The 1,024-nt window shown below is 39.2% G+C and carries 1 protein-coding gene and 1 pseudogene; both read right to left on the bottom strand.

Translation table 11 applies throughout. The annotated features are described in order from the left end of the window. Positions 1 to 130 precede the first annotated feature (130 nt). Positions 131 to 581, bottom strand: a pseudogene (locus QUA20_RS31870) (IS630 family transposase); the annotation flags it as partial. Then, positions 578 to 964, bottom strand: coding sequence for an IS630 transposase-related protein (locus tag QUA20_RS31865; protein ID WP_333194341.1), 387 nt, complete (start codon positions 962 to 964; stop codon positions 578 to 580). The pseudogene QUA20_RS31870 and the gene QUA20_RS31865, both read right to left, overlap by 4 nt. Between the last annotated feature and the right edge of the window lie 60 nt (positions 965 to 1,024).

The following is a 1,024-nucleotide window of genomic DNA, read 5'->3' as shown; positions in this document are numbered from 1 at the left end:
TACAGCACTTCCGGATGTTATGAGGTACAGTAGCAGCAATTAGTAAACCAGTTTTTGAGATGTTTGGGATTCATTAAGTCAAGAGCCACAGCAATTATGGTGTCAACCATTTTAGTAGTGGTTGGTGAAAACTGTCGCAACAAAGATTTAAGCTGAGACCACCATAATTCAATCGGATTAAAATCAGGAGAGTAGGGGGACAAACACAATATAGAAGCACCTACCGCTTCAATCATAGGCTTAATAGAAGCTAGTTTATGAGCGGGTAAATTATCCATAACTACTACGGCTCCCGGCCACAATCTTGGGACCAAACATTTCTCGACAAATACTTCAAATGCTTGGCTATCCATCGAGTTATTTATTGTCATTAATGCCACTACTTCCTGGAGAGTAATTGCACCAATTACTGTGACCTTTTCCCCTCGATAAAAAGGTTTTACTGCATAGGCTCTAGTTCCTAGTTCCGAGCGTGCATGAGTTCGTCTTAAACCTAGCAATACTCCAGTCTCATCTAAAAAGACTAGATTTTTTGGCTCGATATCCTTGACTTTTTCCCAATACTCTAACCTTAACTTCATGACTCTTTCTGTGCCTGCTTGGCTACTCCTAACTGTTTTTTTTTACGATTTAATCCTAACTTTTGTAACGCGCTACACATTGCTGTTCTACCTACCCAATTTCCTGTCTTTTTGGCAAATAACTCACACAATTCTACCAACGTTGCATCGGGATGTGCTGCCACTATTTCTCTTAATTCAGTTGACGCATTATTCAAATAACTGTATCTCGGTTTACCCCTGGGTTTCGGCTGTAAATTCCCCTCTATTTTTTGTTGCTTGACAAGTTTTTGAACTAAGCTTTTACTCACGGCAAATATTTCTGCTGTTTTTCTGATCGACAGCTTCTGTTCTAAATGGGCTGCTACTATTTTAGAGCGCAAATCTACTGAGTATGCTTTCATTGGTATAATATTATTTTTAGTCGATTCTATTGTACCTCATAACATCCGGAAGTGCTGTAT

Origin of the sequence: Microcoleus sp. Pol7_A1 (genome assembly GCF_036701085.1) — a bacterium.
Lineage (GTDB): Bacteria > Cyanobacteriota > Cyanobacteriia > Cyanobacteriales > Microcoleaceae > Microcoleus > Microcoleus asticus.
Note: the sequence above shows the minus strand (reverse complement) of the source record. Positions and strands in the feature narration are given on the sequence as shown.

Excerpts from the sequence above, each read along its gene's own strand:
- QUA20_RS31865 (WP_333194341.1), bottom strand. The coding sequence starts at position 964 with ATGAAAGCATACTCAGTAGATTTGCGCTCTAAAATAGTAGCAGCCCAT.